Source organism: Opitutaceae bacterium (genome assembly GCA_041395105.1).
Taxonomy (GTDB): Bacteria; Verrucomicrobiota; Verrucomicrobiia; order Opitutales; family Opitutaceae; genus B12-G4.
The window spans coordinates 1,488,972-1,514,147 of sequence record JAWLBB010000001.1; the positions used below are offsets into that span (position 1 = coordinate 1,488,972).

Sequence of the window (25,176 nt, forward strand, 5' to 3'; positions counted from 1 at the left end):
GGTTGCCCCTGAAAACAAGGTCTTGGCCTTTGGCTCGGGAGGGGTATAGAAACCAGACTCCCCGACGATTCGATAATCAGACTTCAACGCTCGATGGCCTATTCTTCCGAGATCAACCCGGTCCGGTTCCCGGTCCCTACATCCGTTCGTCGGATGCGGTCGGGCAGGGGTGATCGCGGTTGGACCCTGATCGAGATTCTGATGGTCCTGACCATCATCGCGATTCTCGTAGGCATTACGCTGGGGGTGTCGACGGGTGTTCATCGGCGAACGGCCATCGGTCGAGCGAAGGCGAATCTGGCGGTGTTGAGCACGGCACTGGAGGCCTACCGGACCCAGTATGGAGACTATCCTTGGATTCCGGCCGCCTTCCCCTCTGGAATCTCCAGCAATGAAGAGCTTCTCTTTAATGCACTGGCCGGGAAAGTGGGTCCGAAAGGTGCTTCGCTGAACGGGAAGGTCTTTGTCGATCTTTCGCGGATGAATCTGCAAAATGAGACTCTCCCGGACCCCGGTAATTCTCTTTCGGTATCCAATACGTTTATTGACCCATGGGGCCAATCCTTCCGCTATTTCCATAAGGAGGAAGGAAGTGAGGGCGATTGGGACAGCCCTGCCTTTCGTCTGTTTTCGGTCGGGGTCGACGGACTCTCCGATGATCCGGATTCTTCCGGCCTGGTGGACTACGAAACGGCCAAGAACCTCGATAATGTGTATGCCGGGAAGAATTGAGGTTGAATCGATTCATGGTTCGAAAGCGCGTGGATTCACGCTGATCGAGCTTCTGGCTGTCATCGGCCTGATTACCGTCATTCTTGGTGTTCTTTCCTTCTCACTCGAAGGAGGTGGAACGGCAGTGGGTCTGCAGAATGGACAGGCGATGGTGAGTTCACTGGTCTCGGCGGCAAGGGGCAAGGCGGCCTTGACCGGAAATGGATCGCGCCTTGTACTTGTCGCCGACGCCGACCATCCCAACGAGTATCTTCGCTGTCTGGCTGTTCTATACATAGATCAATCGGGGAGTTGGGTCCAGAATGATGACTTGGTCTACCTCCCTGAGAGTATCGGTGTGGTTCCTCCGGATTCCGTCACCGTGCCGGTGGTCGACGGGATTGTCTGGGGAACGGCTGAAGTATCCGAGTTTTCATCGGGTTCGACCATGTCGGTAGAAATCGACGGACATTTGATGGATTGCTGGTACGTGTCATTCACCTCCAGAGGGACGGTTGATGGGTCGGGGTTGCAGATCGTGCTTTCCACTGTTCAGCGAACTGCCGACGGCTTTGCCTTTGATAATCCATCCAATATGAGGGGGCTCAGAATCAGCAGTTATGGTGTCCAGACATTGATTGATGGCGCTGACGGCTTTCCATCGGGATGATCAAGGGGCTGGATAAGGGTTTCTCACTGATCGAAGTCGCCCTAGCGGTGGGCGTCATGGCGTTGGGCATGGTCGCGGTGGTCGCCCTGATCGTTCCGAGTGCTGGACGTGGCGTGGAGGTTTCCGATGCAGCCACCGCGGCCCGGTTGGTCGAAGGGATCAATCAGGAACTCAGGCGTATCGGGTTTGAAGAGGTCAGGGATGCCGTTGTTGGATCGGGGGGCGGTGAGAACAATCTGATCTGGTTGGTCGCGACCAAAGACGGAAGTCGAATCCTTCGGTCTGGCCGCACACCCGGAGAGGCAAGTCCGCAGGATTGGGATGCCGAAAACAGTCTTGCTGAGACCATCACTCCCGGGATTGCCCAGCGTGATCGTTATTTTCTGATCGGACTTTCGCGTTTGACGACCGTTGCCACCGACCCCCTGTATTACACAACGGCCCGGGGATTTCTGGCTCTAAAGGTCATGGTCACCTGGCCCTATATGGTTCCGAATGACGAGGGGGATTACGACGGTGTCACTAATTGGAATGACCCCAAGGTGGCCGGTGTAGAGGCGGATGAAAAGCAGCGGACATCCCTTCTTCTGACGGCCTCTGTGCGCAGATGAAGATGGAATACCGTTCCGTATTTCCGAGAGAGGTTGATCGGGACAACCGACAATCCGGATTCACACTCGTCGAGCTGATGGTGGCTTCGGGAATCACCATCTTTCTGGTCAGCCTTTGGTGGCCATGATCTCGGCGGTCACTTCAGGTTGGCAGAGAATCCAGGGGTCACTATCAACGGAATCGCAGGCTAGGCTGATTTTGGACCAGTTGGCCTCGGATCTGGAGGGCGCCGTTTTCAAGCCGGATGGAGCGGTCTGGCTGGCGTTTTCCGTAGAGACGGCGGCCGTTGCGGATACCTATCTGGACAGCCACGGATGGCAGTATGAGCTACGAGCTTCCCTGCCATCGCATACCGTCCTGATCAAACCGGCGAATGATGATCCCGAGAGCTTGACCTTGAATGCGCCAGATCTCTCCGACGCTCGCTACGGCCAAGCGGGGGGGTGGTTGCGATTCTTCACCGGTCATCAGGATTCCAATACGGAATTGCGTGATCTCTCGGCACCTACCGCCGTGTCCTATCAGATTGTACGGCGAAATGTATCCGGCGGGAACAACAACAATCCGGATTCTAATCCCGCCGAAATCCGCTATCTTTTCTATCGGTCGGTAGTCAGACAGACTTCATCAGCAAGTGGTCGCGATGGGTCCTTTGAGACGGGATTCGACCTGACAATGACAGCGGGAACGGGCTACTACGATGCGACTGACAGTTACGAGGGCGATCCTGGAAATGTGATCAAGCCGCATACGAATTCACTTCTTGCAAACAACGTGATCGATTTTGGGGTTCGTTTTTATGTTCTGGACGGAGGCGGCCTCCGGCTGGTGTTTCCGGCGGATGGATCCGGAGGGTTGGCCAATCAAGTCGTCGATCCGGATCATTTGGCGACGGTTTCGGTCGCCGGGGATGCGGGGCGGTTTCCTGATGTGATCGAGGTGATGGTCCGGATTCTGACCGATGAAGGGGCCCGCGAAATTCAGAATTTGGAAGCAGGGCGAATTGAGGGGGATTGGTGGGAGATCGCTGATGCGAACTCCCGTGTCTTTACTCGGCGGATCCAGACCGTCGGACGCTTTCCCGTGCGATGAAGGAACGAGACGAAAGCGTGACCGGGGCTGGCGGGTGGAGTCCTGCAGGCAGAAAGAGAGGATTTGCCCTCATTCTGACCATTTCACTGCTGACTTTTCTTATTCTGCTTCTCGTTTCGGTAGCGGCTTTGACCAAGGTTGAATATGCAGTCGACCGCAATTCCCAGAGCTATGCCCGGGCCCGACAGAATGCCGTATTGGGACTCAATACGGCGTTGGGCCAACTTCAGCAGTATGCGGGTCCGGATCAACGGGTCACGGCGAGAGCAGAGATTCTGGACGCGGATCCGGATACACCTCAGGTGCATGAGGATGGAGTGTATTCGCCGAACTGGACGGGAGTGTGGGATGCCGCGGCGGCTGCGGCCGGTCCATTGACCTGGCTGGTATCGGGCAACGAGGTCGATGGAGCGCCCACTGCGCTTGCCCCGACAGTTCTCATGGCGGAGCCGGCATTTGACAATGAGAACATCTGGCTTCTCCACAACACGGTCTTCTATGATTCCTCCTACGTTGATCCCGAGAGCGATCCTCGAATTATCGTGAGACGGGTCCCGATTCAATCAGGCGGGATCCCAGGGCTTGCCCCGGGCGAGGTCGCGACATTTGGGCACTATGCCTATTGGGTGGGTGATGAAGGGGTCAAAGCCAGCATTCGATCCTTACGTCCGGTGGATGTTTCCGGGAATCGGCGCCAGGACTGGGACCAGCAGCGTAGACCACGTGTCAGGTATGAGGATGTGTTCGCGGAGATATCCGGTCCCGAATCCGTCGATACGATCGCATCACTCAGCAAACTCACGACTCCCAATCAACTGGCTTTCGTCGATTCGATTACCCGAGCGATTGTCAGGCGTCGCTTTCACGAATCGACCGTTGAGTCATTCGGCCTCTTGGTGAATACGGATCTGGGCGGTCTGAAGGCTGACCTGAGTGATCCTGCATCCCTGGATCCTCAAGCCGCCTGGTTCGCTCTCGCTCCAATCAGCCCGCCGGGAGTGGATATTGACCTGCCGGAGTTTCACACCGCTCCATTTGCCTGGTCGGGAGTTGATTTGTCCAGTGCTGTCGATGGCCCCGTCAACCTGGTAGCACCTGTCGTCTCCGAACTGGAATTGGTGATACAGTTTGATTTCCCCCTTTTTCCGATTCCGGATCTTGTAAATGTTACTTTTCAGGTCGAGTTCTGGAATCCCTATGGTGCAGATCTCTTGCTCGGGCCGTCGGATCTTCGGTTTGAATTCCGCAATCTGCCGGATTTTGAGATTGTCCATGGATTCGGGAACAGTCGGCTCGATTCGATGGAGACAATCAACAGCTTTCCTGGCGAAACGGCGGCAGTCCTGGTTGTTCCAGTTGCAGGCGGGATCGATCTGGGCGGGGGAAAGGTCCTGGTGGTGTCCGGGACCCCGTTGTCGGTGTCCGGGTCGCCCCTCTCCGGCATCTCCCCCAGGAACTCTTCCGGGGCTGTTTTCAACGTACTTCCGTCGTCGACGATGACCACGGTTCCACATGACGGATCGGGCTTCCGGCCGATCGAAATTGTCGGGCGATTAGGTTCCGAAGATTCCGACCCGGTTTTCTTTCGCCAGGTGGTGAATCCTCCGGTCTCACTGACCAGCAGCAGTGCTCGCTACCATCATTGGCGATTGAGCAGTCGAATCCGGGATCCCTCGGGCTACGATGATGCTGATCCCTATCAGGATCCCCGGCAGCTTGGTTTGAAGGAAGGTGCCACGGGAGATTTGCTGAGGTCGACAAGCGTGCTCCTTGGCGATGGCTCAAGCACGGATTTCAATACAACTGACGACCTGCTGAACGATGGGGACCGGGTCGTGCTGTTTGACCTCCCAATGCGTACCAATCTCTCGCTGGGAGCGCTTCAGAATATTCCCGAGTATCGAAGTGTGGATGGCGAAAACACACCGATTCTTGAATGGGGCAACCTATATGGGGCCGATAAGTTTTCCACCCTCGATGAATTGTTTGTCTCCAGTTTCAACTACGGTGCGGACTCCTCGGCCAGTGTTTCGCTGGATGACTTCGAGGGTACGGTTTACTTTCGGCCGATCCTCTCTGCTTCGGGTGAGTTGCCGACCAACGGAGATATTCAGGATCATGCCGCGGCAAACCTGCTGGTCTCAGGCATGTTCAATATCAATTCGACGTCTTTTCTTGCCTGGCGGGCGGCTGTGGGCGGAAGTTTTTTTGATGGAAACTGGCGCTATTGGGATGGCAGTTCGGTCGTTTTGACCAACATGAATCGGGCCTTCTTCCGGTTGCCGCACACCGGTTCAAACCTTGGAGCAGCCTATGTCCTGAATCCTGAGGGAAATCCGTGGATCCAAGGTGTCCACGAAATCGAGAATGACGGCCAAGTTGATGAAATGGCCCGGTTTATTGTCGAAGCAATCAAGACCAGGGGGCGCCCCTTCGGAAGTCTTCAGGAATTCGCGGCCTCCGGTATTCTGGAACAGGCGATTGCGGCTGTGGGAAGTGAACCCGATCCCTACGCCGACCCTCCGACGAATCCCTCAGATTTGCCGTTGAACCCGGACGTCTCGGACCTTCCGTTTTTTGCCACTTCGAGACTGACGCAGGCGGATGTCCTTGGGAATCTGGCACCATTTCTTTCGGCGAGGTCGGACACCTTCTTGATCCGTGCGTATGGGGATGCCGTGAATCCGATCACGGGTCTGACCGAAGCCCGGGCCTGGTGTGAGGCACTCGTTCAGCGGTTGCCGGAGTACGTGGATCCGACGGAGAATAGACCTTGGGAGGCGCCGACCGGTGTCAATGCCACTTTCGGCCGGCGTTTCGAGATCGTCTATTTCCGGTGGCTTTCGCCGGATGATATCTGAGGAGTTGGCCGTGGCTTTGGAGGCCATTGGTGGCTCGGACCGAGGTCCGGCCCTACGTGGGACGATACTGAGGGGGGGAAGCGATTCCTGGTTCGGTCAGAAGAACCAGCGGAAGCGGGCGTTCAGGCGGCGGGGGAGGACCGGGACGCCGTGGTAGATGCCGGGGACGATGGAGGTCCAGTGTTCGTCGTTGAAGAGGTTGGTGCCGGTCACCGTGAATTCCGCCCTGGGCCAGCGCCAGCCGGCCCAGGCTGAGGCGGTCACCCAGGCGTCCTGGGTGAAAGTGGGATCGCTGGATTCCTCGTAGGGTACGGGTCCCATGACCTGGATCTGGACACCCGCCGCGAACCCGAGGTCGGGGCGGTAATCGAGGCCGAGATTCAATCCGTATTCAGGAACATAAGGCACCTTTTTGCCGCTGTAGTCGGTGCCGGTGAAGGGATCGATGTAGTCGTAGAAGACGGCGTGGGTCCAGGAAGCGCGTCCGCTCAGGGTGAGGTGTTCGCGAAGTTCGTGGTGCCCGGTCAGTTCAGCGCCGTAGATGTGCGTGCTCTCGGCGTTGCGGACCAGGTAGTCGGTCTCGGTGAAGGAGCGCTCGATCTGGGTGTCGTTTGAAAGCGTTGTATAGGCGGTGAACTCGATGGTGCGCTCCTTATCCGATGCGAGGCTGCCTTCGAGGGTCCAGGTTCGTTCCGGTTCGAAGCCCACCAGGTTGGCGCGGTCGGAGAATGAGGAGTAACCGCCCGGTTTCCACCCGGATACGAGGGAGACCGACCAGGGCATCCCGGCGTCAATCGGACCGTCGAGTCGCAGAAAGGGCAGGAAGGCCGTATCGGTCTGGCTCTCATTGACGTCGGGTGCGGGGGGGACGGTGGAAACCCGGTCCATCGAGCTCTCCTGGACGTCCACTTTCAGGCCGAAAGTCGGGCGCATTCCCGAGATGGGTTTGAAGCGGACCGCTCCGTTGGCGAGCAGGCCGCGGGAGTTGAGATCGGTCTTCGACCATTCGATCGGACCGAATCCGGGGATGGAGCGGACAACGTCGATGGTCCGGTTGATGCCGCGGAGGGCGAGGCCGGTCGTCCAGGAGGTGTCTTCGGATGTATCGAGCGATTCCACCTGGAATTCCTGGGAGAAGAAGCCCGTTCGATTGGTCAGATCGGAAAAGAGGGTCGGGGGAAGGACAATGGTGCCCCGATAGGGATCGAGGTTCCAGTATTGGGCGGCCGTCGTACTGGTGAAGCGGAGGGCTTCGTTGGCGTGCTCAAAGGCCAGACCGAAATGGAGGTTGGTCAGTCCGGTTTCCCCTTCGGTCGGCCGATCGACTTTGTATCCAGGGGTGCTAAGGGGGACGAGAGGCTGGACGCCGTCGTCGGACTTTTCGCCGATGAGCTGGACGACGAGAGAGGAGCGGTCACCGATCCCCCACTGCATCCGGGCTTCGCCGTGGAGGGACTCCTTGAAGTCGGGTCGGGTGTCGAGGGCGGTATTGGTGAGGCGGCCGTCATCCTGCGACCAGGAAAGGAAACCCAAAGCGGTGCCGCCGGCGAAGGCTCCGTGACCTTCCGCCCGGATGGCCTGGGCGTTTCGCTCGCCGACTTCGACGGTGAGGAGGCCGCCGGGGCCAACGGCGTCGGCATTCTGCGGCCCGATGTCGATGCGTCCGCCGGGTTGGGTGGACTGGATGGACTCGAAAGAACCGGCTTGGGAGCGGGCGATACGGATGCCGGCCGGCTGGGCGGAGAAGACGGCGTAGGCGGCGGCAATGGGGAACTCACCGTAGCGCAGGTCGATGACCGGAGAACTCATGATCGGCGTGCTGGTGACACCTCGTGCGGCCACCGGATCGGTGAAGCCGCGGACGCCGTTGTCGTGCTGAAGCAATCCGGGGATTTCAGAAAGCAGTTCCCGGGTGGCACCGATGGAAGCACCGCCGTTGGCGATCTCGGAGGATCGGCCAGCGGGTCCGTCGAGTCCCTCGAGCCGTCTGGATTCGATCGCATACGGCTCCATCTGGACCGGTGGATCCTCTTTGACTTGGGCCAGGAGGGTGGTGGCGACGAGGAGGAAAGGAACGAAGCGCTGAGGCGGGAGAATGGAAAAGGGAGAGTTAATGGGACCGCAAATCTACGCGTACCGAGCGGAGCGACAAGTTCACAAGAGCGCATCAGCCCGAATCCGGAAGAAAGGAATTGGGATAGGGAACTGCCAAGAAACGAAGAATCGTAAGGTCGGAAGAGAGGAATCCGGGTGGATGCAGGCCACAACAAGGCACCAAGAATCACAAAAGGGAGAGGGGGCAGGAGGCTGTCAGAAAAACTACAGAGAACCGACGAATCACAACGGCGGAATGTCCCGCTCTGCCCTCCGCCCTCTGACCTCTTTTTCACCGTCCTCTAGTGGTCAGACACGCATGATCTGACGGGTTGGGCAGGAGAGGCTTACGCCTCGATTCTTGTCCAGACCGGCTCTGGATCGAGGCGTAAAGCCTCTCCTACATACTCTCGTGGATACCAGGTACCCATCAGTTGATCAGCGTCAGTCCTCTAGACCGTCTTGATCAGGACCTTCGGGTTGCGCTTCATCTTGTCGAAAGTGATCTGGCGCGATGCGGGAAGCACATCCCGATCGGCTTCGCGGAATCCGCAGATCAGGCTGAAGAAGGTGAAGCTCTGGGTGGAGAGCGCGATGACATTGCGGGCGCCCTTGGCCTTGGCTTCCCGGATGGCGTAATCGACCATTTTGCGACCGGCCCCCCGCCCATGGTAGAACGGGGCCACGAAGAGGGATCCGATTTCCGCGGTATCCGGTTGTTCGGGATAATAGGTCAGGGAAACGCAGGCGAAGAGATTGCCGTCGATTTCCAGCAGGTAGAAATTGTCGATATTCTTCTCAATCGTCTGCTGAGTACGGTAGGCCAGTTCCTCGCGCAGGACGGCACCCTTGGTCAGATTGTGGATGGCCCGCACGTCGCGCCGGGTCGCCCGACGGATCTGCCGGTAGTCATTGGCATAGATGAGCGTGCCAACGCCTTCATTGGAGAAGAGCTCGTTGAGGAGGCTGTCATGGACCCGCCCGTCGATGACGTGGACCCGGGGGATGCCGGCGCTGACGGCCTTGACCGCGTACTCGATCTTGCTCCGCTGCTTCGGGTTGAGCTTTTCTGGATGTTTGGCGGCCAGGGCCTCCAACTCCTCGGCCGGGATGTCCCGCCGGAGGTTGTCTCCGATCTCAAGACCGGAATAGGGCGCGAGGAAGATGACCTTGGTGGCTCCAAGCGCCTTGGCGACTTCAACCGCGAGCATGTCGCTGTTGATCCGGAAAGTCTGGCCGTCGCGGCTGAAGCCGATCGGCTGGATGATCGGGATGACGTCGGACTTGATCAGGTGGGCGATGAAGTCCTGGTCGATACGGTCGACTTTGCCGCTGTGCTGTTGATCGACGCCCTTGACCACGCCGACGGGGACGGACCGGACGGCGTTGGTGATGCTGCATTTGAGGCCGGCCTGGGTCAGGCCCTCGAGGATCTTGTGGGAAACCCGTGAGGAGGCGCGGATGGCGAGGTCGAGGGTGTCGGCATCGGTCAGTCCTGAGCCGTCGACGTTGCTGATGGCGATCTTCCGGATGACGGAGAGTTCACGCAATTGATGGCCAATGCCATGGACGAGGACTACGCTGATGTGCAGGCTGCGAAGAACCGCGATATCGAGGAGCAGGTTGGGCAGGTTCTCGTCGGCGACGATGCTGCCATCCATGGCCACGATGAAGGTCTGACCCTGAAACCGGGGCACGTAGTTGAGGATTCCCCGAAGGTCGGTCGGCTTGATGATGGAAACGGGCGTGGGAGAACCTGGGCTCATGAGGGGCGGCCGTTTTGCGGCGGAGATGGGAGATGGTGGACGGGGGGATTGGCGGCTTTGCCGCTGGTGGACGGTCGACTGTGGACTGAGAACGGGAGACGGATGCTCCGGGGAGGGGAATTGAAGAAGATGACTGAGATCTGATGGCGGAGGGCGGAGGGCGGAGTGGAAGAAGAGGTCGGAGGTCTGAGATCAGAGGTCGGTGGACGGATTCTTCGAGGAAGAGGACGTCCGGCTAATCGGGGATACGCCGGGACAATGAGGTCGGAGGTTGAAGAAGAGGTCTGAGATCAGAGGTCTGAGGTCAGGCGTCGGAGAAGTTTTGGTCCGCTAATCTTCGCTAATCCTCGCGAATTTGGAAGAGTGGAATTTGGGGCGGGTTCTCCGGGTCCTGCCTGCCTTATTCCCAGGTCCACTCGTGGACGGCTTCTTCGGTGTAGAGGGCGACGGAAAGAGGTGCGGTGATGGGTGCGTCGCCCTGGGTAAGCCGGAAGACAAGCCGGGTTTCGGGACTGCGGGGTGGAGCGGAAGGATCCTTCTTTGACACGACCGCCAGGATGATGAGTCGGCCCTCCTTGAGGTAGCCCTCCAACTGGATCGGATCGCCCTGATCCGGGTCTGGTGTGATCGCGACCCGGATGCCGGTGCCTTCATCCGGGTAGGACTCGACCCTGGCGACGGTCGGGATGAGGCGGGGGCGTTTCGGGATGGCGGAGACCAGTTCGACCGGCAGCTCGCGATCGAGCCGATCCTCGAGCGGGCGAGTGCTCACCTGCACCGGGTTTTTTCCCTGAGGGAGATCCCATGAATCGGTTGTCTCCACGGTGAGCCATTTCCAGCCATTCATATCGAAATCGAAGAACCGGCTCTGCCGTTCCTGGGCTTCCTCGTAGGGTTGGTGGGGTGCCTCCTCCTTGCGGAACTCCACGTTGACCAGGGTGTAGATGACCATGAAGGCGGCAATGGCGATCACCACCCAGGTCATGGGCCAGGGCTTGCGGGTTTTTGGAGGTGTCTCGCTCATCAAAACCAGAACCTTGTGTAGATCGCATCGATCGAAGCAAGTCTGGCTTTGTCCTTCCGTGTCTCTTTGGCAGGATGTTGTCTTCAGAATTGCTCGCGCAGAGACGCGGAGACGCTGAGGATTTTGGTGTGGCCATTCCTCAGTAGGTTCCTGTCCCTCCTCCGCGCCTCTGCGTCTCCGCGCGAGAAAATTCCCCTTCTATCTGCTCGCCCTGGGGTGCCAGATCATGAGAAAAGTGACCTTTTCGTAATGAAGCTCTGGACCCAAACTCTCATTCCCACTCTCAAGGAAAGCCCGGCCGAGGCCGAGATCACTTCCCACAAGCTGCTCATGCGGGCCGCCCTGGTGCGAAAGCTGGGAGGGGGCCTTTATACCTTCCTGCCGCTCGGTCTGCGGGTCCTGGAGAAGGTCAAGCAGATCTGCCGGGAGGAGATGGAGGCGGCCGGGGGGATCGAGATCCTCATGCCGGCGGTGCACCCCGCCGAGTTCTGGGAAAAGGGACCCCGCTGGAATGCCGTCCGGGAAGTCATGTTCAGCGTCTCCAGCGCCGGGAAGGGCGCCCGTGCCCCGGCCGAGCCCCAGTACGTTCTGGGCCCCACCCACGAGGAGGTCGTCACCCCGCTGATGGCCGGCGAGGTGTCCTCCTACCGTGACCTGCCGCGGAACCTGTTTCAGATCCAGACCAAGTTCCGCAACGAGATCCGTCCCCGCTTCGGCCTGATGCGGGCCAAGGAGTTCGTCATGAAGGACGGCTACAGCTTTGACGTGGATGACGATGCGGCGACCGTCAGTTATCACAAGATGGTCGAGGCCTATCGTCGCTTCTTCAGCCGGTGCGGACTGCATTTCATTGCCGTCGAAGCCGACACCGGGGTGATGGGGGGTAGTTTCTCCCATGAATTCATGGTTCCCGCCGACATTGGTGATGATGATGTCGTCTATTGTGATTCGAGCGGCTACGCCGCCAATCGGGAGAAGGCGACCAGTGGGATCGTGCCGGGGGATCTTCCGGAAGCGGCTCCGGCCGGCCCGATCGAAGAGTTTGCCACTCCTGGGGTGACCACCATCGCGGGCCTGGAAGCACAACCCTATGGGGTGAAGGCGGAGGACCAGTTCAAGACCCTGGTTTTCATCGGCGACGGCAAGCCGTTCGCGGTGGTTTTGCGCGGGAGTGACGAATTGGAGGAGGCCAAACTCGGTGCTCTCGGCTTCGAGGTCTGGCGGGCGGCCACGGCCGAGGAGATCGAGCCGGTCATGGGCGCGCGCCCGGGCAGCCTGGGTGTGGTCCGGGGAACGATCCGCAACCGTGGCGCTCTGGCGGGGGTCTTTGCCGATCACGCGGTCAAGCTGGTCGGCAACGGGGTGACCGGGGCCAACCGCGAGGGATTTCACGTGCGCAATGTCAATGTGAGCCGGGATCTGGATCTGGATCGTTTCGGCGATTTCCGCCGGGTTCGGGCGGGTGAACCGTGCCCGCTTTCCGGCGAGCCCCTGGAGATCCGGCGGGCCATCGAGGTCGGCCATGTCTTCAAGCTGGGCACCAAGTACAGCGAGCGTTTCGGGGCCGTTTACACGGATGCGGAGAAGCAGAGCAGGCTGATGGTGATGGGGTGTTACGGTATCGGGATCAGCCGGACCCTGCAGTCGATCATCGAGCAGGGCAATGACGGTGACGGGATCATCTGGCCCTGGTCGGTCGCACCCTACCAGGTGCTCATCACCCTCCTGGATCCGAAATCGGAGGAGGCCCATGGGATCGCCATGATCCTGGCCGCCGCGGCGGAGAAAGCCGGCGCCGATGTCCTGGTCGATGACCGGGACGAGCGCCCGGGCGTCAAGTTCAAGGACGCGGACCTGATCGGCATCCCGCTGCGGATCACGGTCGGCGCCCGGGGACTGAAGGAAGGAGTCGTCGAATTTAAGTGGCGCGCCGAGAAGGACGTGAAGAAAATCGGCGTCACCGAGGCGGCCGCGCATCTGGCGGCCGAGGTCGCGCGGGCATCAAGTGATGGGTGACGTGGGCGAACGAGAGTGGGATGGGTTGAGCCCGTCGCAGGAATGTGGCGACGCCGCCGGGCCGGCGTGTGGTCTGTTTCCGGGGCACTTCGACGCAGCGAAGTGGCTACACATGGATTCTTCGAACGGGTTGATGGATCGAGGCATAAAGCCTCTCCTACAGATTCGAGACAGGCGGACCATCGTCGTCCACCGTCCACTGTCCTCCGTCGACCGTCCTCCCTCCACTGCCCAAGCGGCCACTCCGGCGGCGACGCCGGAGATAAAGACGGTGGAGAAGACCGCCCTCGCCAGTGTCTGGAAGGTGGTGGTCCTGAACGATCCCGTCAACCTGATGTCCTATGTCGTGCTGGTCTTCAAGAAGGTCTTCGGATTCAATGACACCAAGGCGCGCAAGCACATGCTGGAAGTTCATGAGCAGGGGCGTTCGGTCGTCTGGTCGGGCCCGCGGGAACGCGCGGAAACCTATGTCTACACCCTTCAGGAATGGCATCTTTCCGCCATCCTCGAACAGGATGAACGCCATTGAACTGAAGCTGAACCAGGCGGTGGTTGCGCCGCTCCTCGACTTCATTGCGCCGGTCCTGAAGCGTCTCGAGCATGAAGCGGCCATCGCCCTTCCGCTGGCCGAGGAGGACGAGGAACTGGCGGAGATCTGGTGTCATGGATTGATTCATACACAGATCGACGACTGCCGGCACCTGATGGGGATTTTCGGTGATGATTTCCGGGATTCGGGATTGGTGGTCATCGATATCGCCGAGGTGGACCGCGTCCTTCGGGCGGCTTCGGCCATCCGGCTGAAGGTGCGCGAGGTGCTTCTCACCCATATTCCCGATTCCGCCCTGGAAGGCGCGGACTTCGACTTCGAGTCATTGCCGGAACCCGACAAGACCGGCTTTGAGGTCTACCTCTTCTTCGCCACCTTCCAGGAAGTCATCATCCGGCATCTGGATGAGGGCAGGTAGGGTGGGGGAGAGCGAGCAGAGCTCGCGAAGATGGCAGATGGGAGGGGGCTGGGCGGGGACAGGCCGAAGATGAAAGACCGCGGCGAAAGCACCAGGAATTCGGTAAGCACTTACGTTATTTTTTTGGACGAAGACGCAGAACTTTCTTCACAGGTGGATCTCAAAGGCCAATCATACCTTCGGGTGTGGAATGAATGATGGAAAAGGTCCCCTGCACATTCTGCGGCCTTCCGGTCCGGGTAAAGGGACACACGGCTGATCAGCCGGTTTTCTGCTGCTCGGGCTGTGCCCTGGCGGCCCAGATCCCGTTGGGCAATGGAGACCTGCCTGTGTCGCGTCAGCTGGTGATATCCCTCGGGGTCGCCTTTGCCTTCTTCAACCAATTCCTTTTCTGGGCCCTGGCCGTGGCCTTACGCGGGGAGCAGCGGGCGGAACTCGCCTTTCGTTTTGACGTGCTTGCCGTCGTGGCGGGTGGAGTGGTCCTGGCCGCCGGACTGGTGTTGCTGGCGAAAGCCCCGGTTCGCCGCTGGGGTGATTGGCTGGGCCTGGTGATCGCACTGGGTTTGCTGGGGGTTGGCATCCGGCTGTCGGCGTCGGTCAGCTTCGCGCGCGGTGTGATCTGGATCCTGGGAGCGAATGCCGTTCTTCTGGGATTCCTCGGCCGGGGATGGGTGAAGCGATTTCTGCGGCGAGGTGGACGAAGCCGGTGATCGCGGAAGGCCGGGAGTCAGATTGATTCACGAAGAGGCGCGGGAGAGACACAAAGAAGGGAAGAAGGGAAGACGGGTGCTTCGGGGGTTTTACAGGAGGGAACAGCGGGAACCGGAGGCGCTGCTTCGGGGTGGCTATTCTGATGTGATGGATGCTTCGGATTGGGATTCAACTCGAAGGTAACCCTTCGACAGGCTCAGGGCAGGCGAAGTGAAGGAGTGGCTATTTGAACTCGAAGGTAACGAAGGAACGAAGGCCTCCTGCTCTTAGAGCCATACAGCTCGGAGAGCCGCGGCTTGAGGCGCCCTTGCTTCGCCGGGCCTGGCCCAGTCAGGCACGATCGCCGGAGCCCAGGAAGGGCCGAAAGCGCGTTGCGGGTTTAGGGCTTTTTATGGCGGGTTTTGTGGGGATTTCCCCTCCCTTAGCGCGATCGTTCATTCAGATTTGACGGGGCTTTGCCGATAGGTAGGGTTAAGGCGCACCCTGCAGTGTTCGAGGTGTCTGATAACCGCTCTTTGCCTACTTTTCTTTACAGGGGGCTGTCCCTCTGGCGTCGATGTTATGCCGTTCATCGGAAAACTGAAGCGCCGGAGAATGTCCCCACCTTAGCTTAAAATGGATAAGAGCCATTTGACATACGGCACAACGTGGGGTGCGCTTTTTTTTCTAGGACAGTCTCCTGGGCCGCGATGCGGCGGAGTTCCGGCTTTCTGGGATCTGAACTCGAAGGTAACGAGGGAACGAAGGTGTCGGACGCGAGGGTAGGCATGTGGGTTTTTGCCCGAATCGGGGATGGGTTTCTCGTGTAGGAGAGGCTTTATGCCTCGATCCGATGGTTGATCGAGGCGTAAAGCCTCTCCTACAGATTTGGTTGTGGATGGGCATGGGTTCTGGCGGATCGAGGCGTAAAGCCCCGCCTACAGATTTGGCTGTGGATGGGCAGGGGTTCTGGCGGATCGAGGCGTAAAGCCCCTCCTACAGATTTGGCTGTGGATGGGCATGGGTTCTGGCGTCGTTCTGCCATCTTCGCGGGCTCGGCTCGCTTTAGGATTGAGCCGGACCGTGGGGCGACCATGGTTTCGGTGATATGAAGCTTCAGATCTACCAGCTGCTCCACGTTTTCAGCGTCCTCCTGTTGACCGGATTGACCTTCTTTGCCTTTGCGTCTCCCCGGCCGGAGCAGAAGCGGTTGATGATGATCATGACCGGAATCCTCAGCCTGATCATTCTGGTGTCGGGCTTCGGAATGATCTCCGTTGTCTACCAGAATCACTTTCTCGGCTGGATGATCGTCAAGATGGTCTGCTGGCTTGGACTGGCCGCACTCGGGGGCATGGTCTACCGCCGTCCGCAGAAGGCTCCGCTCTTTCTCGGGATCACCACCGTGCTGATCCTGATCGCGGTCGTGATGGTCTATTTCAAGCCGTTCTGAGCGACTGCATGGTTCCGGCATAGGTAGGATTGAACTACCAAGGTGACGAAGGTGACAAAGGTCGAGAATCCGAGATTTCGCATAAGTCTGTTCCGAATTCCTTATTCGCCTTCGGCACCTTGGTAGTTCTGCTCAACCCAGAGCTCGCATTTCATCCGACCAGGAGTCCGTCGGTGCTCATGGTCTTGAGCATGCTGGTGAGGAAGGGGATGAGCTGCTTCTTGCGGCTGACGATGCCCGGCAGGTCGAAGATGTCGTCGTGTTCGACGTTGGGGTAGGGAATGCGCTCGATCAGGACCGGCTCGCCCTTAACCAGGAGAAGGGAATTCTGGGTGTTGATATCCGTTACCAGGAGGGCGGCGAAGAGAAGGTCTTCTGATTCGCGCAAAGCCTCGAGGGCGTCGCCGAGGTCCCGGGCGTGGTTCCAGAAATTGGCGAAGCCCAATTCCTCGACCTGGGAGACGGCGAAGCGGGCGCTCTCTTCATCGTAAAGCTTGAAGTCGGAGCGGACGACTTTGTCGGCGCTGAGGCCGAGAATGACGGATCCGCTGGAGAAGATGAGATTGGCGAGGTCGTCGGCCGCAACCCCAGCGATCTCCTCGAGCCAGCGCAACAGGATGCCGTCCTTCGGAGTCGAGGTGGGGCTGTTCAGGTTGAGGGTGTCGGCGATGATTCCCCCCATCATGATCCCGGCGATGTCGGCACCCGGATTATGGCCGTCGCGGCGGAAGAGGTCGGCCACAATGGTGCAGGTGGAGCCGACCGGTTCGTTGATGAAGAGGATGGGCTGCTGGGTGGTGAGGGGGGCGAGTCGGTGATGGTCGATGATCTCGGCGATGCCGACCTGGTCGGCGCCGGGGACGGCCTGGTTCAGCTCGTTGTGATCGACAAGGATGAGCCGGGGGCGGGTTGGCTCGAGGAGATTGGTCTTGGTGAAGAGTCCGATCAGGCGGCGGTCGTCGTCGGTCACCATGTAGGCGGGCTGGCTGTTGGTGGCGACCCGTCGGCGGACCTCGGAGAGCTTCTCGTCCGCGCTGAAGGTCAGGCAGTCCTTCTCGACGATCTGGGAGACGGTGGAGGCGGTCCGGATGATCCATGCGGTGGTGGCGGAATCGTAGGGGCTGACCACGAGACTGACGCCCTTGTCGCGAGCCTGTTGGATGACCTCCTCATCGATTTCCAGATTGCCGGTGATGACGAGCAGACGGACGCCGATCTGGATCGAGCGCTGCTGGATGTCCCAGCGGTCGCCGACCACGATGATGGACTGATTGTGCGGGATATCCTCGGCCTGGGAGAAGCGCCCGAAGGAGCGGATGTCCATGGCCCCGATCTTGACGTAGAGGTCCTCGATGGCGTCGCCGTCCTCAAGATGGAGGACCCTGGCCTTGAGGGCCCGGACCACGGCGGGGAGGCTGGTCGAAACATGGCGCATCTCGCGTGGTTCCCGGATCTTCGGGGTGAAGTAGCCGCCGAGTTGGAAGACGGAAATGAAACCTTGCAGGACATTGTCGTCGTCGACCACGGGCAGGGCCCGCAGGTTGTGGGCTTCGATGAGTTCGAGGGCTTCGGCGCAGGTGGTTTCCCCGGAGATCTTCACCACATCGCGGACCATGATGTCGTCGACCCGGGGGATGACATCGCCCACGTATTGGGGCAGGGGCTGATTGAAGCGGGAGAGAATGGTATCGATCCGGGCGTTGCTGTTGCCGCAGCGGGCGGCGACGCAGGAGCTGTCACCGGTCAGCCGCTTCAGGTGGGCGTAGGCGATGGCGGAGCAGATCGAATCGGCATCGGGGTTGCGGTGCCCGATGACGTAGGTGGTGTCCGGGGAAGTTGAGGGAATGGCGTTCACGGTTGGGTCGTAGGGTTTCTGTAGGTAACGGAGACCCAGCCGGAGAATTCAGCAACTCCATTGCATGACAACCCGGAAAAGAAAAAAGCCCGGCTGGATGAGCCGGGCTTTGGGAGAAAGGGAATGGGACCGGGGATCAACCTCCGGCGGGGCCGTAGACTTGCCCGTCGCCTTGATCCAAGGCTTTGCCGTTATTGACGGCATCAATGACATCCTGGATGTTGCTGGTTGCCACGCCGGACGAAGGAATGACGAGGCGATCGACCACGTTGCGGTAGAAAGCGACATTGCCGCCCATAAAGACAATGTGGCCGCCTTCGGAATTGTAAATTGCATTGGCGTCCGACCAGAGTCCAGTGGCCAGTAATCCGCGGGTCCATGCGATAGGTGTAGTGGAAGGGTGACTGCTCACATTGAGACCCAGCATGACGGCAAACGAGAGATCCTTGCCGTCGAAGGCAGCATTGATCTGGGGTGGAACCGGATCACCTGTATCCGGATCTGTCGTTGCACCTTGGAAGATCGACGAGGGAAGCAATGGCAGATTGGTGGAATTATCGCTCCCGCTGACCCAGACCGCGGCATCGTTCAGCGAAGCGTTGGTGGCCAGAGCCGCCGCGTAGTAGTGCAGCGTCATTGCGGTACCTCCAGAAGGACCGTTGAGAACTCGACCCGCTTCAATAACGTAGGTCTGTCCCGGCAGTTTATCGTTATTCTCATTCGCAAAGATCAAAGCGCCCTGGCCGATCTGGCGGAGGTTGCTGGCGTCGACGGTGCGGCGGGCGGTTTCACGGACCTTGCCAACGGTGGGGATAAGGATGGCGGCGAGGATGCCGATGATGGCGACGACAGTGAGAAGCTCGATGAGCGTAAAGCCGGCGCGCTTCTTATGGAAGGTTTTTGCGATCATAGAGTTAGGGGACAGGAGGAACGGCGGATGTGACGGCGATTTTGGGTTCTTCAGAGTTGGCTGGTCTGAACCCATTCAAGTATACAATCGGTAGGGGTGACAAGGCCTATGAGTTTCGTGTTCCACCGAACGCCTTATGGGGGAATCCCCGATGGGTGTAGGGAATGGGCGAATGAAGTCGCTCCCGACCTCATTTGATGAGCCGGGACAGGTTTGCGACGAAGATGGAAGATGGAAGGTGCGAGATCGGGTGTTGGGACGGGGGTAAGGGGGAAGTCGAAGGTCGAAGGTCGAAAGTCAAAGGGGGATGTCGGAGGGCGGAGGTCAGAGGGCGGGGTTAGGGGAAGTGGTTTCAGGGAAAACACGAGGAAGCGAAGAAGGCAAGACGGATGCTTCGGGGTTTTCACAAGAGGGAACAGAGGGAACGGAGAGTGCTGTGCTGGGGGATTGGGTCCCTCATCCCTTGCCGGGCCAACGATTTCCCGGAACGCCCCAAGAGACTGGGGCGGCTACAACCGGACTCTGGCTTCCCTGTCTCGGCCTTCAGCGTGCAGCGCCTTCTCTGTTTCCTGGTGTTTTTCCCGTTTCCGTAACCCCCGAAAGCCTGCTTTACACCGACGAACGGGTTTCACAATCTGGCCGGCTTATGAAGGTTTATCTGGACGGCGTTTTTGTGGACAAGGCGGATGCGAAGATCTCGGTCTTTGATCATGGTCTGCTCTACGGGGACGGAATTTTTGAGGGGATCCGCCTCTACCGGAAGTGCGTCTTCCGGCTCGATGAGCATCTCGAGCGCCTCGAGTTTTCCGCCCGGGCCCTGCTGCTCAAACTCCCGCTGAGCCGGGCCGAAATGGCCGAGGCGGTTTGCGAGGCCTGCCGGGTCAACGGTCTGGAAGATGGCTATATCCGGCTCATCGTCACCCGCGGGGTCGGCAACCTCGGGCTCTCGACCGCCTCCTGCAAGCAGCCGACAGTCATCATCATCGCCGACAAGATCCAGCTCTACCCGACGGAGATTTACCGCGACGGGCTCGCCATCATCACGGTGCCGACCCGCCGGATGTCACCCGCCGCGCTCGATCCCGGAATCAAGTCCCTCAATTACCTGAACAACGTTCTGGCCAAGATCGAGGCGGCCCAGCATGGAGCGCTTGAGGCCATCATGTTGAACGACCAGGGTCATGTCGCCGAATGCACCGGGGACAACCTCTTCATCGTGAGCAAGGGCCGGGTGATGACCCCGGACCCGGCGGCCGGCGCGCTGCGCGGGATCACCCGCCAGGTCATGTTCGAACTGGCGGCCGATCTTGGCCTGACCTTGGAGGAGCGCAACCTGACCCGCTACGATGTCTGGAACGCCGAGGAGTGCTTCCTGACCGGAACTGCGGCCGAGGTGGTCCCCGTGGTCAAGGTGGACGGACGAGAGATCGGGGCGGGCAGGCCCGGTCCGGTCACGGCGCGTTTCCTGGAAGCCTTCCACGAGAGGGTATCGACGGATGGGACGATGATCTGAGAAGTCGGGTCGCGAGAAGGTCGGAAGGTCTTAAGGTCTAAAAGTCGAAGGTCATCCGGCTTCTCTTTGATACGCCGGGACATGGCGGGTGGAAGACTTGAGGCGCGCCCAGCGGTCACGCCCTACCGGAACAGGTTGTGCCTGAGGGGTGGGGGCACCGCGGCAGAGCGCGGTGGTTACATCCGGGGGGAGTTGAAAGGGGCATTCGCCCGGGTGGTGGGAATGGGTTGCCTTCGAGGGGACTTGTGCCAATATCGGGGGGATTGGGCACTCAGAATCGGGTTGCGTGTCCGATTAATGACTTGGGCCCCTTCTCCCGAACGTTCTTTCTGACCCGGATCTCCTTCCGCTGGCGTGATTTGCCTGTGAAATCGAACGGAGGTGCGATCTGGATTCGATTAACTCTTTCATCCGTAGTATAGTGCACTCATGGGAAAATCCCTCAAATGCGACCTTTGCGACAAACCGGCGACGGTTCACCTGACCCAGATTGTCAATAATCAGATTCACAAACTGGACCTGTGCGAATCCTGTGCGGCCGCCAAAGGGGTGACGGACCCGAACGGATTCTCCCTGGCGGACCTTCTGGTCAAAGGTGGCGAAGCCGGTGGGGGTCCGGTCGAGGAGTTGGGTATTGTCTGTGAGCATTGCGGATTCACCCAGAAGGACTTCAAGCGTCTCGGCCGACTGGGTTGTCCCTCCTGCTACGAGGTCTTCATGCCTCTGCTGGAGCCGGTTCTCGCCAATATGCACAAGGGTGTCTCCCACCTTGGCAAGGTACCGGCCAAAGCGATCGCCCGCCGTTCCGTGGCGGAACGGGTCGCCGAGCTTGAGGCCAAGCTTCAGGCTGCGGTGAACGAAGAGAAATACGAGGACGCGGCCCGTTACCGCGACGAGATCAAGCTTGTCCGGGAGAGCGCAGAGTCCAGCGCAGTCAATTGACCCATGGAAATCGGCCCCTTATTGGAATCGCGTTCCGATGTGATTGAGACGACCGGCCAGCGTGGCGCGGTCGTCCTGATGACGCGTATTCGTTTTGCCCGCAATCTGGTCAAGCATCCCTTTCCGGGATGGGCCAAAGAGTCCCAGCGCCGGGAAATTCTGGCCAAGTGCCTGCCGGCCGTGGCCCGCCTTTCCCAGATGAAGCGGGGCTTCAGCCTGGAAATCGACAACCTTTCCGAACTGGAGAAGCAGATCCTGCACGAACGGCACCTGATCAGCCGGGAGTTGATGGCGGTCAAGGGCGGCTCCGGACTCGTGGTCAGCCGCGACCAGTCGCATGTCGTCATGATCAACGAGGAGGATCACCTGCGAATCCAGGTCCTGCGCGGCGGCTTCCATTTTCGAAAAGTCTGGAACACGATCAACGGGGTCGACTCGGCCCTCGAAGAAGAGCTCGACTACGCTTACGATTCCAAGCTGGGTTTCCTAACTGCCTGTCCAACAAACATCGGCACGGCGATGCGGGCCTCCGCGATGATGCATCTGCCGGCTCTTGTCCTGGCCGGACAGATGGAGAAGGTGGTCCGGGCAGTCAACCAGTTGGGGATCGCGGTGCGCGGTCTCTTCGGCGAGGGATCCGACGCGAGCGGGAGTATTTTCCAGATTTCGAATCAGACCACTCTGGGCGAAAGCGAGGAGGAGATCATCAAGCGCCTGACCTCGGTCCTGAACACGATCATCGAGCAGGAAATCAATGCGCGGGAGAAGTTGCTTGAGAATGAATCAAGCCGGGTTTTCGACAAGATTGGCCGCGCTTACGGGATTTTGCAGAATGGGCATCTTTTAAGCTCTGCAGAGTCGATGAATCTTCTTTCCCTTGTGCGCCTCGGCGTTGACTTCCAGATGTTTCCGGAGACGGTGCGCACGGCGGTGGATCGTCTTTTCATCGATTGCCAGCCCGGACACATTCAGTATCTGGCCGGCAAGTCGATCGATTCGAAAGACCGCGATGGATTCCGGGCGAGCCACCTTCGCTCCGAGTTCGAGAAGGTCGAAAAACCCACATTCAAGATTGGCGGTGAGCCCGAGTGAACGCCTGAACCCCGAATTTACATGGAACCGATGAACAATTTTACGCCGCGAGCCCAGCAGGTCCTGGCCCTGGCTCGGAAAGAGGCCGACCGTTTTCACCACAACTACGTCGGGACGGAGCACCTTTTGCTCGGACTGATCAAGTTGGGTCAGGGGGTGGCCGTGAGCGTCCTCGTCAAAATGGGACTCGACCTTGAAACCGTCCGCTCGGCGGTGGAGAAGCAGGTCGGGACCGGTCCCGAGGGCAAGAGCGCAGGCAGCATCCCTTACACGCCCCGGGTCAAGAAAGTCCTCGCCCTCGCCGGCAAGGAAGCGAAAGCCCTCAACCACAGTTACGTGGGCACGGAGCACATCCTCCTCGGCCTTCTTCGCGAAGGCGAAGGCGTGGCCGCCCGGGTGCTCAAGACGCTCGACGTCGACATCGAGCGGACCCGCAATGAGATCCTGCGTGAGCTTGATCCCCAGTTTTCCGGTGAAGCCGAGGAGGCGATGACGTCACCCCGGGGCCAGACGCCGGAGGACAAGAAGGAGCTGAAGACGCCCGCCCTCAAGGCATTCGGACGCGACCTGACCGAGCTGGCGAAGAAGGGCGAGCTGGATCCGGTCATCGGCCGCAAGCAGGAGATCCGCCGGGTTGTCCAGATCCTCTGCCGCCGCACGAAGAACAACCCGGTGCTGATCGGTGAAGCCGGTGTCGGCAAGACGGCCATCGTGGAGGGCCTGGCCCAGGAAATCTCCAGCGGCATCGTCCCGGAGATTCTCGCGGACAAGAAAGTGATCACCCTCGATCTGGCCCTGATGGTGGCCGGAACCAAGTACCGTGGTCAGTTCGAAGAGCGGATCAAGGCGGTCATGGACGAGATCAAGCGCGCCAAGAACGTCATCATCTTCATCGACGAGCTCCACACGATTGTCGGGGCCGGTGCGGCTGAAGGGGCGATGGACGCCTCGAATATCTTCAAGCCGTCGCTCTCGCGCGGCGAGCTGCAGTGCATCGGCGCGACCACCCTGAACGAGTACCGCAAGTACATCGAGAAGGACAGCGCGCTTGATCGCCGTTTCCAGAGCGTGACGGTGGACGCACCTTCGGTCGAGGAGACGATCCTCATCCTGAAAGGACTCCGGCCCAAGTATGAGGATCACCACAAGGCGATCTTCACCGACGGTGCCCTTGAAGCGGCCGCCAAACTCTCCGATCGCTACATCACGGCACGGTATCTGCCGGACAAGGCGATCGACATCATGGACGAGGCGGGTTCGCGGGCCCGGATCGCGTCGCTCAATCGTCCGCCGGAGATCGAGGCCCTCGCGACCGAGATCGAGGCGGTTTGCGCGACCAAGGAAGAGGCGATCAGCAAACAGCATTTTGAGGAAGCGGCCAAGCACCGTGATCGCGAGAAGCAGCTCCGCACGAAGCAGGAGCAGGTTCTCGAGGACTGGAAGCGGACCCGCGAGGAAAAGCGGATCACGGTTGACGAGGATGAGATGCTTCAGGTGGTGGCGGATTGGACCAAGATTCCGCTCAGCCGGCTGGAAAAGCGGGAGACCGAAAGGCTTCTCAGCATCGACAAGGAATTGCAGCAGATCGTAATCGGGCAGGATGCCGCCTGCACGGCGGTGGCCCGTGCCCTGCGTCGGTCACGTGCGGACCTCAAGGACCCGCGCCGGCCGATCGGTTCGTTCATGTTCCTCGGCCCGACAGGCGTGGGCAAGACCATGCTGGCCAAATCGCTTGCCGAAAAGATGTTCGGCGACCCCAACTCGATCATCCAGGTCGACATGTCGGAGTACATGGAGAAGTTCTCCGTTTCCCGCCTGATCGGCTCGCCTCCGGGCTATGTCGGCTATGAGGAAGGTGGTCAACTCTCCGAGGCCGTCCGTCGCAAGCCCTATTCGGTTGTCCTTTTCGACGAGATCGAAAAGGCCCATCCGGATGTGGTCCAGCTCCTCCTTCAGATCCTGGAGGACGGACGTCTGACCGACAGTCTGGGCCGGTCGGTTGATTTCCGGAACACCATCATCATCATGACCACGAACGTCGGCGCCAAGGTCATCCAGCGCCGGACCTCGATGGGCTTCAGCGCGGCCCGCACGGCGGCTGACGACTATGACAAGATGAAGGAGAAGGTGCTCGACGAGGCGAAGAAGATCTTCAAGCCGGAGTTCATCAACCGGATCAACGACCTTATTGTCTTCCGTCCGCTGACCCGCGAGGATCTCGTCCGGATCGTCGAATTGGAAATCGCCTCGGTTTCGAAGCGACTGGTCGATCGTCACATGACCCTCCAGTTCACGGAAGAGGCCAAGGTCCTGATCATCGACGAGGGGTACGACGAGAAGTACGGCGCCCGGCCCTTGCGGCGGGCGATCGAACGGCTGGTCGAGGATCCACTGGCGGAAGCCCTCCTGCGCGGCGACGTGAAGGAAGGCGAACCGATCCACGTCGACCGCGACGGCGATCACCTGACTTTTGTTCAGCACGAACCCGCCACGGAAGCGCCGTCAGAGACGTAAGGGCTCCGGGTAAGGGGAGAGAATCTCTCACAGAGGCCCGGAGGCACAGGGTCTGACTTAAAGAGTAGTATTCAGGAGGTATCATGAGATGTCCCGCGGCAGTCTCTCTCCTGCCGCGTAACCCCCGTGTATTGTCTGGACGGAGACAGGACCGTGGCAGCGATCCCTTTTCGCTCTGTGCCTTTGTGTCTCCGTGAGAGAAAAACCAGACAGGGAGTGATTCTCACAGAGGCACGGGGGCACAGTGGGGACGAAAGACAATAATACAATAGAAAGGGGTCAGCTTGAGTGGCACCAAGATAAGCAGATTCTTTGGCTCAGAACTGGCAATTTTTGTTGGTGTATTTGCCTGGTGTAGTCGCCCCAGTCTCTTGGGGCGTTTCACCGTGGTTA

The 25,176-nt window shown here is 59.6% G+C and carries 19 protein-coding genes and 1 other RNA gene; 15 read left to right on the forward strand and 5 right to left on the reverse strand.

The genetic code is table 11. From position 1 onward, the window contains the following. Positions 1-93 precede the first annotated feature (93 nt). From R3F07_05875 to R3F07_05895, 5 genes are all read left to right on the forward strand, one after another. Entirely contained in the window at positions 94-732 is a 639-nt protein-coding gene (locus R3F07_05875; protein MEZ5275889.1) for a type II secretion system protein, read from the forward strand. After that, positions 716-1,381 (forward strand): type II secretion system protein, encoded by a 666-nt coding sequence (locus tag R3F07_05880; protein ID MEZ5275890.1) that lies wholly within the window; start codon positions 716-718, stop codon positions 1,379-1,381. Before R3F07_05875 ends, R3F07_05880 begins: the two co-directional genes overlap by 17 nt. After that, positions 1,378-1,992, forward strand: a complete 615-nt coding sequence (locus R3F07_05885; protein ID MEZ5275891.1) for a hypothetical protein — start codon at positions 1,378-1,380, stop codon at positions 1,990-1,992. The genes R3F07_05880 and R3F07_05885 overlap by 4 nt, the downstream gene beginning before the upstream one ends. 208 nt (positions 1,993-2,200) lie before the next feature. After that, positions 2,201-3,085 carry a hypothetical protein gene (locus R3F07_05890; GenBank protein MEZ5275892.1) on the forward strand — a complete coding sequence of 295 codons (885 nt, stop codon included), beginning with the start codon at positions 2,201-2,203 and terminating at the stop codon, positions 3,083-3,085. Further along, a complete protein-coding gene (locus tag R3F07_05895; GenBank protein ID MEZ5275893.1) occupies positions 3,082-5,946 on the forward strand; it encodes a hypothetical protein in 2,865 nt (954 codons plus the stop codon). The genes R3F07_05890 and R3F07_05895 overlap by 4 nt, the downstream gene beginning before the upstream one ends. Positions 5,947-6,042: 96 nt before the next feature. On the opposite strand, the gene R3F07_05900 is transcribed toward R3F07_05895, so the two are convergent. The 3 genes from R3F07_05900 to R3F07_05910 form a co-directional block, all read right to left on the reverse strand. Beyond that, complete coding sequence (locus tag R3F07_05900) at positions 6,043-7,959, reverse strand: TonB-dependent receptor (GenBank protein MEZ5275894.1); 1,917 nt, start codon at positions 7,957-7,959, stop codon at positions 6,043-6,045. Positions 7,960-8,492: 533 nt separating this feature from the next. Next, positions 8,493-9,806 (reverse strand): amino-acid N-acetyltransferase, encoded by a 1,314-nt coding sequence (argA, locus tag R3F07_05905; GenBank protein MEZ5275895.1) that lies wholly within the window; start codon positions 9,804-9,806, stop codon positions 8,493-8,495. A gap of 400 nt (positions 9,807-10,206) precedes the next feature. After that, positions 10,207-10,830 (reverse strand): hypothetical protein, encoded by a 624-nt coding sequence (locus tag R3F07_05910; protein MEZ5275896.1) that lies wholly within the window; start codon positions 10,828-10,830, stop codon positions 10,207-10,209. 249 nt (positions 10,831-11,079) lie between these two features. Here R3F07_05910 and R3F07_05915 point away from each other — a divergent pair, with 249 nt between their 5' ends. From R3F07_05915 to R3F07_05940, 6 genes are all read left to right on the forward strand, one after another. Next, complete coding sequence (locus R3F07_05915) at positions 11,080-12,846, forward strand: proline--tRNA ligase (protein ID MEZ5275897.1); 1,767 nt, start codon at positions 11,080-11,082, stop codon at positions 12,844-12,846. Between the two features lie 133 nt (positions 12,847-12,979). Next, complete coding sequence (locus R3F07_05920; protein MEZ5275898.1) at positions 12,980-13,375, forward strand: ATP-dependent Clp protease adaptor ClpS; 396 nt, start codon at positions 12,980-12,982, stop codon at positions 13,373-13,375. Then, positions 13,362-13,814, forward strand: coding sequence for a hypothetical protein (locus R3F07_05925; GenBank protein ID MEZ5275899.1), 453 nt, complete (start codon positions 13,362-13,364; stop codon positions 13,812-13,814). Before R3F07_05920 ends, R3F07_05925 begins: the two co-directional genes overlap by 14 nt. Before the next feature lie 194 nt (positions 13,815-14,008). Next, positions 14,009-14,524 carry a hypothetical protein gene (locus R3F07_05930; protein MEZ5275900.1) on the forward strand — a complete coding sequence of 172 codons (516 nt, stop codon included), beginning with the start codon at positions 14,009-14,011 and terminating at the stop codon, positions 14,522-14,524. 478 nt (positions 14,525-15,002) lie between these two features. Further along, positions 15,003-15,183, forward strand: a non-coding RNA gene (gene ssrS / locus R3F07_05935) — 6S RNA. 429 nt (positions 15,184-15,612) lie between these two features. Next, a complete protein-coding gene (locus tag R3F07_05940; protein ID MEZ5275901.1) occupies positions 15,613-15,957 on the forward strand; it encodes a SirB2 family protein in 345 nt (114 codons plus the stop codon). Positions 15,958-16,108: 151 nt separating this feature from the next. Here the strand turns inward: R3F07_05940 and R3F07_05945 are convergent, their stop codons facing one another. Beyond that, positions 16,109-17,812 carry a putative manganese-dependent inorganic diphosphatase gene (locus R3F07_05945; GenBank protein ID MEZ5275902.1) on the reverse strand — a complete coding sequence of 568 codons (1,704 nt, stop codon included), beginning with the start codon at positions 17,810-17,812 and terminating at the stop codon, positions 16,109-16,111. Positions 17,813-17,948: 136 nt separating this feature from the next. Further along, positions 17,949-18,722, reverse strand: a complete 774-nt coding sequence (locus R3F07_05950; protein MEZ5275903.1) for a prepilin-type N-terminal cleavage/methylation domain-containing protein — start codon at positions 18,720-18,722, stop codon at positions 17,949-17,951. Positions 18,723-19,368: 646 nt separating this feature from the next. On the opposite strand from R3F07_05950, the gene ilvE reads away from it, so the two are divergent. The 4 genes from ilvE to R3F07_05970 all read left to right on the forward strand — a co-directional run bounded on the left by ilvE (position 19,369) and on the right by R3F07_05970 (position 24,783). Beyond that, positions 19,369-20,235, forward strand: a complete 867-nt coding sequence (gene ilvE / locus R3F07_05955) for a branched-chain-amino-acid transaminase (GenBank protein ID MEZ5275904.1) — start codon at positions 19,369-19,371, stop codon at positions 20,233-20,235. A gap of 429 nt (positions 20,236-20,664) precedes the next feature. Further along, positions 20,665-21,177, forward strand: a complete 513-nt coding sequence (locus tag R3F07_05960) for a UvrB/UvrC motif-containing protein (protein ID MEZ5275905.1) — start codon at positions 20,665-20,667, stop codon at positions 21,175-21,177. A gap of 3 nt (positions 21,178-21,180) precedes the next feature. Further along, complete coding sequence (locus R3F07_05965) at positions 21,181-22,269, forward strand: protein arginine kinase (protein ID MEZ5275906.1); 1,089 nt, start codon at positions 21,181-21,183, stop codon at positions 22,267-22,269. Between the two features lie 30 nt (positions 22,270-22,299). Beyond that, positions 22,300-24,783, forward strand: coding sequence for an ATP-dependent Clp protease ATP-binding subunit (locus R3F07_05970; GenBank protein ID MEZ5275907.1), 2,484 nt, complete (start codon positions 22,300-22,302; stop codon positions 24,781-24,783). Positions 24,784-25,176: the final 393 nt, after the last annotated feature.

Bases quoted from the DNA above. Each gene is read 5' to 3' on its own strand.
- R3F07_05875 (MEZ5275889.1), top strand. From the start codon at position 94: ATGGCCTATTCTTCCGAGATCAACCCGGTCCGGTTCCCGGTCCCTACA.
- R3F07_05880 (MEZ5275890.1), top strand. From the start codon at position 716: ATGCCGGGAAGAATTGAGGTTGAATCGATTCATGGTTCGAAAGCGCGT.
- R3F07_05885 (MEZ5275891.1), top strand. From the start codon at position 1,378: ATGATCAAGGGGCTGGATAAGGGTTTCTCACTGATCGAAGTCGCCCTA.
- R3F07_05895 (MEZ5275893.1), top strand. From the start codon at position 3,082: ATGAAGGAACGAGACGAAAGCGTGACCGGGGCTGGCGGGTGGAGTCCT.
- R3F07_05900 (MEZ5275894.1), bottom strand. From the start codon at position 7,959: ATGGAGCCGTATGCGATCGAATCCAGACGGCTCGAGGGACTCGACGGA.
- argA (MEZ5275895.1), bottom strand. From the start codon at position 9,806: ATGAGCCCAGGTTCTCCCACGCCCGTTTCCATCATCAAGCCGACCGAC.
- R3F07_05910 (MEZ5275896.1), bottom strand. From the start codon at position 10,830: ATGAGCGAGACACCTCCAAAAACCCGCAAGCCCTGGCCCATGACCTGG.
- R3F07_05915 (MEZ5275897.1), top strand. From the start codon at position 11,080: ATGAAGCTCTGGACCCAAACTCTCATTCCCACTCTCAAGGAAAGCCCG.
- R3F07_05920 (MEZ5275898.1), top strand. From the start codon at position 12,980: ATGGATCGAGGCATAAAGCCTCTCCTACAGATTCGAGACAGGCGGACC.
- R3F07_05925 (MEZ5275899.1), top strand. From the start codon at position 13,362: ATGAACGCCATTGAACTGAAGCTGAACCAGGCGGTGGTTGCGCCGCTC.
- R3F07_05930 (MEZ5275900.1), top strand. From the start codon at position 14,009: ATGATGGAAAAGGTCCCCTGCACATTCTGCGGCCTTCCGGTCCGGGTA.
- R3F07_05940 (MEZ5275901.1), top strand. From the start codon at position 15,613: ATGAAGCTTCAGATCTACCAGCTGCTCCACGTTTTCAGCGTCCTCCTG.
- R3F07_05950 (MEZ5275903.1), bottom strand. From the start codon at position 18,722: ATGATCGCAAAAACCTTCCATAAGAAGCGCGCCGGCTTTACGCTCATC.
- ilvE (MEZ5275904.1), top strand. From the start codon at position 19,369: ATGAAGGTTTATCTGGACGGCGTTTTTGTGGACAAGGCGGATGCGAAG.
- R3F07_05960 (MEZ5275905.1), top strand. From the start codon at position 20,665: ATGGGAAAATCCCTCAAATGCGACCTTTGCGACAAACCGGCGACGGTT.
- R3F07_05965 (MEZ5275906.1), top strand. From the start codon at position 21,181: ATGGAAATCGGCCCCTTATTGGAATCGCGTTCCGATGTGATTGAGACG.
- R3F07_05970 (MEZ5275907.1), top strand. From the start codon at position 22,300: ATGAACAATTTTACGCCGCGAGCCCAGCAGGTCCTGGCCCTGGCTCGG.